This is a genomic window from Viridibacillus sp. NPDC096237, assembly GCF_050278625.1.
Classification (GTDB): domain Bacteria; phylum Bacillota; class Bacilli; order Bacillales_A; family Planococcaceae; genus Viridibacillus.
On sequence record NZ_JBNNTI010000047.1, the window covers coordinates 21,085 to 27,250 of the forward strand.

The 6,166-nt window shown below is 33.9% G+C and carries 5 protein-coding genes; 2 read left to right on the top strand and 3 right to left on the bottom strand.

Annotation, left to right across the window (positions count from 1 at the left end):
* Positions 1-57 precede the first annotated feature (57 nt).
* Positions 58-1,407, bottom strand: a complete 1,350-nt coding sequence (locus ACQKMD_RS18640; protein ID WP_427753875.1) for an FAD-binding oxidoreductase — start codon at positions 1,405-1,407, stop codon at positions 58-60.
* A 696-nt stretch (positions 1,408-2,103) separates the two neighbouring features.
* Between ACQKMD_RS18640 and ACQKMD_RS18645 the strand changes: the two genes are divergently transcribed.
* Positions 2,104-2,928: a DUF2935 domain-containing protein gene (locus ACQKMD_RS18645; protein ID WP_427753876.1), complete on the top strand. Its 825-nt coding sequence runs from the start codon at positions 2,104-2,106 to the stop codon at positions 2,926-2,928.
* 79 nt (positions 2,929-3,007) lie between these two features.
* Positions 3,008-3,226: a hypothetical protein gene (locus ACQKMD_RS18650; RefSeq protein WP_427753877.1), complete on the top strand. Its 219-nt coding sequence runs from the start codon at positions 3,008-3,010 to the stop codon at positions 3,224-3,226.
* Positions 3,227-3,618: 392 nt separating this feature from the next.
* Here ACQKMD_RS18650 and ACQKMD_RS18655 read toward each other — a convergent pair whose 3' ends face one another.
* Positions 3,619-4,398, bottom strand: a complete 780-nt coding sequence (locus tag ACQKMD_RS18655) for a YqhG family protein (RefSeq protein WP_427753878.1) — start codon at positions 4,396-4,398, stop codon at positions 3,619-3,621.
* Positions 4,399-4,470: 72 nt separating this feature from the next.
* A complete protein-coding gene (locus ACQKMD_RS18660) occupies positions 4,471-6,003 on the bottom strand; it encodes a DEAD/DEAH box helicase (RefSeq protein ID WP_427753879.1) in 1,533 nt (510 codons plus the stop codon).
* Positions 6,004-6,166 lie beyond the last annotated feature (163 nt).

Genomic DNA, 6,166 nt, shown 5'->3' on the forward strand with positions numbered 1-6,166 from the left:
TAATATATATTAAAAAACCCCTTCTCATAGAGTTGGGGTTTTTTAATTGGGAAGATCCTAAATCCACTTCTTATAAGGAGGGATACTTTGAGGAAAATTAAATACATTGAATGCATCGTATTTTGTTTTCACTTCTCGAAGGCGCCTAAAATTATTTCCATAGTACGTTATCGGCCAATTTTTAATATATAGATTTGGAAAATTTACATAGTCGCCATCTGTAAAGGGAGTTAATGTGTTTCTTACTTCTTCTACCCACCTAATATTTTGCTTTTCTTCTTCTGGATTTTCCCATGTAGTAAGGTACTCTTGAGCAATGATTGCATTCCTATAAAAATAAGCCGTATCATATGAAGCGATTTTGCCTACTGCTCCACCCAGAGATTGATGCCAAATGCTCGAATTTCTATTTGGGGCGTTTGCTAATAAATGCTTCATCCTATTAATTGCTTTATGTGGAAAAGATTTTTCAATAAAGGACCCTGATCTCTTGCGAAGTGCTGGTTGGTTTCCACTTGGTACGTCAAAGAATTTGACCGCTTCAATATACGGAACTTCCTTTACCCATATTTTTGTTGGTGAGCCGACAGTAGTAATAGGCTTTAATAATTTCTTTAACTTGGATGCAGAACCAACAAATATGCCTTGAGAAATGATTTCTCCCGCTTCTTTTGATTTTAATTCAATCTGTGAGGTTAATTTTTCGTCCGTTTGAGGTGCCCAATTTTGCCATGCATCAAATGCAACTTCAAGATCTTCCCACTTCCATGAAACAGAGAATAGAGATACATTTGAAATAGCATGCAGCTTAAATGTAAGGGAAGTGACGATACCAAAGTTACCCCCTCCTCCCCCGTGACAAGCCCAGAATAGATCCCTGTTATCATTTTGATTTGCTTTAATCAGTTCTGCGCCTTTATGTCCATCTGCTCTTACCATTTCAATTTCAATCAGATTATCACAAGTAAGTCCGAATGGGCGTGATAACATTCCTATTCCTCCACCGAGTGTCAGACCAACAATCCCCACACTACCTTCTGTACCTGCTGGAATGGTCATCCCGTATTTCCATAATTTTTTATATACTTTTCCTAAATCAGCACCGGCTTCTATTCTTGCTGTCATCTCTTCATGATCAATCGTAATTTTATTCATTTCACTAACATCAATAATTAAGCCACCATTGATTAATGAAAAATTCTCATAGCTATGTCGACCGCTTCGTATCCGGAATGGTTTGTTTTTTTCCCTTACCCATCTTAATGCATTTAATACGTCTTTCTTCTTTTGACAGAATACGATTATACTTGGAAATTTCGGAATGCTTAAGTTGTTATTTATCCTTGCCTTTTCGTAATCAGGATCATTTGGTGTAACAATTCTTCCTGTAAGCTTAGTATTAGCCAAATCATAACTCCTTTCTCAAATGAGATAATGCACATGTAACATACTATGTAAAACCTTTGAGAAAAACATATCCAGTAAGGCTCGTATTGGAACTGTGGCTACACATTTAATTCTCATCTTCAAGCAACATTTTAAGATTTTCAAAAATTATAATGCTCTCTTTAGGAACCACTCAGTTTTATTTAAAGTTTTCAAAAAGCTTTTATATCTCAGAAAAAAACTACACCGCCAATTGTTAGTAGTGTCTAACAATTGGCGGTGGGATTCACTTACCTCTGTATTTTTTGAAGTATTGCATGATTAGTAGAATAAGATATTCGGTCAGCACTGCTTATTTATCTTATGTAAATACCAGATTCTTCTGCCAATTCTTCAAGTTGGATATAAGTATTTTGATGTTTACAATAAACTAGAAAACTCAATTCAAAATTTCCTAGGATTGCAGTTTCAATTCCAGGGAAAAAGAAAATTGGCAACCAAATTTCTCTTGTTGAAAGCATTACAAATAATAATAATTCCTGTATGGTACTTACTATAAAGGTGTTAGTCTTATAAGTGAGTAATTGATAGAACCCACCTGAAGTATTGTATTATATATGGTACCTCAACATTTCAAAAATTTTGTACGCTAAGTAAAAAACGACTTGGATTAACTGAAAACCTATCATTAATCAACCTCTTATGGCATAGAATGAGATGATTGAAAAATGTATAAGGAGCGAAAAGACGATAACTACTTTCGTAACGCAATCATTAGAAGAAATACGTTTTTGGTCAAGGATTATGAAAGAACACGCTTACTTTTTAAGTTTAGGATTTACCGTAGATCAGACACAACTCATACATGAAGCAAGACAATATATTAATATATTTGAGCAGATTGAAGAACAAATCAGTGCCTACAATGAAATGACGGACCCGGAAGTAATTAGGCGACTGAACATACAAGTGTACCAGGCAGCTGTCTCCATATGGGCATATAAAAGAAAAGTCCTTGGATTAATATTAGAATGTAAAATATTGACCAATAATATACCATTACTTGTTGATCATACAAGCAGAGAAGCCGCTTACTTCGCTAAGAGATTAAAGGAATTGAATACAGGAAAGCTAAGACCATTACCTGAAGCCATTATAAAAGAAAATGTATTTTACCTGAAGATAATGGCAGACCATTCAAAGTTTATCGGTCATTTGTTAGATCCGTCCGAAAGAAAACTAGTCGATCAATCAAGAGAATTCAGTAATGATTTTGATCAGCTTCTTTTCCAAGCACAAGATTTGGAACATATGCGCCCTCAATCAGAAACATTGCCATTGTTGGACCAGTTTCTTGATCAAAACCGTGTATCAGTTGTATCACTACGTGAATTCAAGAAAACTGCTAAAGATTTAATTGAAGCTTGTAAAATCAAAAGTAATATCCCGGCACTTCTTGCAGATCACGTATTTCGTGAAGCCAATCATTTTCTTCATATTATTGATGCGTTTGATGAACACCTTACTGCGCAAAAAAAATAAACAAGTAGTAACAATTAATGAACTAATTAGTACTTTGCCGTTTGGAAATAAAATTTTAATATTAAGGAGATATTAGCAGATGTATAATGTTCATTTTTATGAAAACAAAACTTTATTATTAAATCAGTGTTTAAGAATCATTCCCTTAGTCGAAGAGAACATTAAAATTAAAGGCCGTAAAGGAAAAGTTGTTGATGTGATAACAATGGATAAAAACAATGTCCATGTCCATTTGATTTTTGAAAAAGAAAAGAAAAACCAACCTTTAGCGAAAGATAATGGAAAGAAAAGAAAATAGTCTTTCTCCACTAAGAGTCTTCTTTTTTGTACACGATTCAAAAAATACTAATGCACCCTTCTTTCCTTCAATTATGTATGAGTTGGAGTAGAAATTGTTAGAATGCTTGGTACCACCGTCAACAATACAAATGATATTCCGCATTCAGTATCTTCTACAATCGTCCCATTAATTCAAGAAGCAAATATTTTTTGCGGAATACCCTTTAATAGAAAGTTCTACATTATTTACTGGAATATAAGTAGTTCCGCTCTTAATAATTTCCCGCACAGTCTATTGTCTTCTTTTTAATAGACCCTACCATCAGCCGATTCAAGTCCTAATAATAATGATTTTACAAATATATAACGAACCCGAACATATTTCGGGCTCGTCCTATTGATCCCTAATAATCACTTCAAATAAAATAACCCACCATTTATAATTTCAATTTTAATCCTTGAATCGTATTGTTCTTCTAGTGCTTGCTTTTCCATTTCGTAACTTTCTGGCTTATCTTCTATCCCATCATAAAAATATTCTAATACTTGTTGTGCTTTTTGCCATCTTTTCTTTGCTTCTTCAGCCCAAGTATGATCATCTTGATGTATAATATTTTCAATTGCTACATTTAATCGTTCTAACGCACGAATAGGCTTTATAATATACGGGAGTTCAAAAGCATTTTCAGGCATGGCTGTTACTAAATCCATTTCACTTAATGATTCTTGAAAGCCATCTAAAAGCTGCCCTGTCATTAAATTGAGTCCAAAGGAATACAGCATTTCTTTAGTTTGATCACTGTAATATGACACTTTATAATTCACAGAAAGCCATGGAGTTAAAATGGTTTTTGCTTCAAGATAATCTACTCTCTCAAACATTTGTACAAATGCTCCTAACTCTTTAGTCACTTGAAATAGTTGATTGAGCCGAGGAGAGCCAAAGTGTACAATTTCTCCATTAATATTGCTATTAAGTTTTGTTTGATCTGTAATTAAAGTTAATTGAGCCGGACATGGAACACCGTTTGTACTTTCTAAATACCTCCAATAAAAAGGACGGTTCATAATTCGTTTATCCATAGCAATCGTTAATTGCACAGTAATGTAATGGTCACTTTCATTTACAATATGACAATCGTTCTCTAGAAAAAAACTTCGCAAGTATCCATGAACTTGTTGTGGGAACATGTAAACCCTCCTCTGAATTCTCCTGGCGCTTCTTTTTCGGGCAATAAACATTTACCACCGTTACTTCTTATCTTAAATAGGCTTTTTTAAAGCTGATAAAATGTCATCTAATTCTCCGACTACTTTTTCAAAGACATCAATTTTTACGTAGAGCATGTCCAGTATATCTTTTTCAATGGTGTTATCAGTTACTAGATTGTAAATTTGCACGTCATACTCTTGCCCTAAACGATGGACACGTCCAATTCGTTGCTCTAACTTCATCGGATTCCAAGGTAAGTCATAATTTATGACATGATGACAGAATTGCAGGTTTATCCCTTCTCCTCCTGCTTCCGTTGCAATCAGGACTTGTGCATGTTCCTTGAATAAGTGCTTCATGTAATCGCGTTTGTTTTTCTTAAATTTTCCGTTAAAGAGAACACTTGTAATGCCTTTTGAATTCAAATACCACTGCAAATAAGCTTGACTTGCTCGGTATTCAGTGAAAATAATGACTTTATCAGTCGTCTTGGAAATAATCTCATAAGTTTTTTCTGCTTTTGAGTTTACCTCTAATGCCATTAATTTCTTGATAACCCCTTCAACATAATCTTTCTCTTCTTGTTCAATACAATTTTGGCGCATATTATTTAAGGTCAAATAAGTAGCTTCCTTACTACTACACATTTCCTTTTGCAAAGTAATCATTGAAAAGGCTCCCGAAAAGGCAGATGAAACATCTCTTAAATTTAAGATTAAATCGTAAACTTCACTTTCCTCATCTGTAAATTGAATCGGGATAATTTGCACTTGTCGATTCGTCCATTCAATTCCTGTATCCTGCCTTCTATTTCTAACCATTACTTGGTTAACCAGTTCTCTTAAATACTCATCGTGTTCTAAATTATGTTTGCTGGCGGAAAATGAGGATTGGAACATTTCATAATTACCTAGATGTCCAGGTTTTAGTAAAGAAATAAGATAAAATAACTCAAATACATCGTTTTGAATTGGCGTAGCAGTTAATAATAAACAAAATTTCTTTTTTAAACTTTGGACAAACTCATAGATTTTTGTTTTATGATTTTTTAGTTTATGTGCCTCATCAATAATAATCATGTCATAATCTTGAGCATATATTGCCTCTCGATGTGGGCTCTTTTTTGCCGTATCCATGCTCATGACTACTATATCGTATTGATCTAACTGAATATTTTTTTTATATGCAATTACAGGAATATAAAATTTATAATTTAATTCCTCGACCCATTGATTAATAAGAGAAGCTGGAGCTAATATTAATGCTTTTTTGACAAGCCCTCTTATTAAATATTCTTTCAGTATGAGACCCGCTTCTATCGTTTTACCAAGACCAACTTCGTCTGCAAGAATCGCTTTGCCATTCATCCGTTCGATGACTGTTTCAGCCGCTTCTAATTGGTGGGTTAGTGGGGTTAGGTTGGGTAAGTATTTAGGAGATTGGAGACCAGAAAATTCAGTAATAAGATTTGTTTTCAACACGTCATAAGTCATATTGTAGAGTTTCCAACTATCCCATTCACCATTATTCTCTAGTTTATTTATGAAGTCTTCTTCCCACTTAGACGACCTTTCAATAATCATGATCATCACCTCTTGAGATTTTTTCTTACTTATGTTGTCCCAAAAATAAATACCTATGATTATTTATTTTTGTTACTTTGTCAAATTAAGTGCAACACTTGCTCCATGAACGCTTCGTGTGCAGATTTCCAGCCCAAGCATTTTCTTGGGCGATTATTAATTA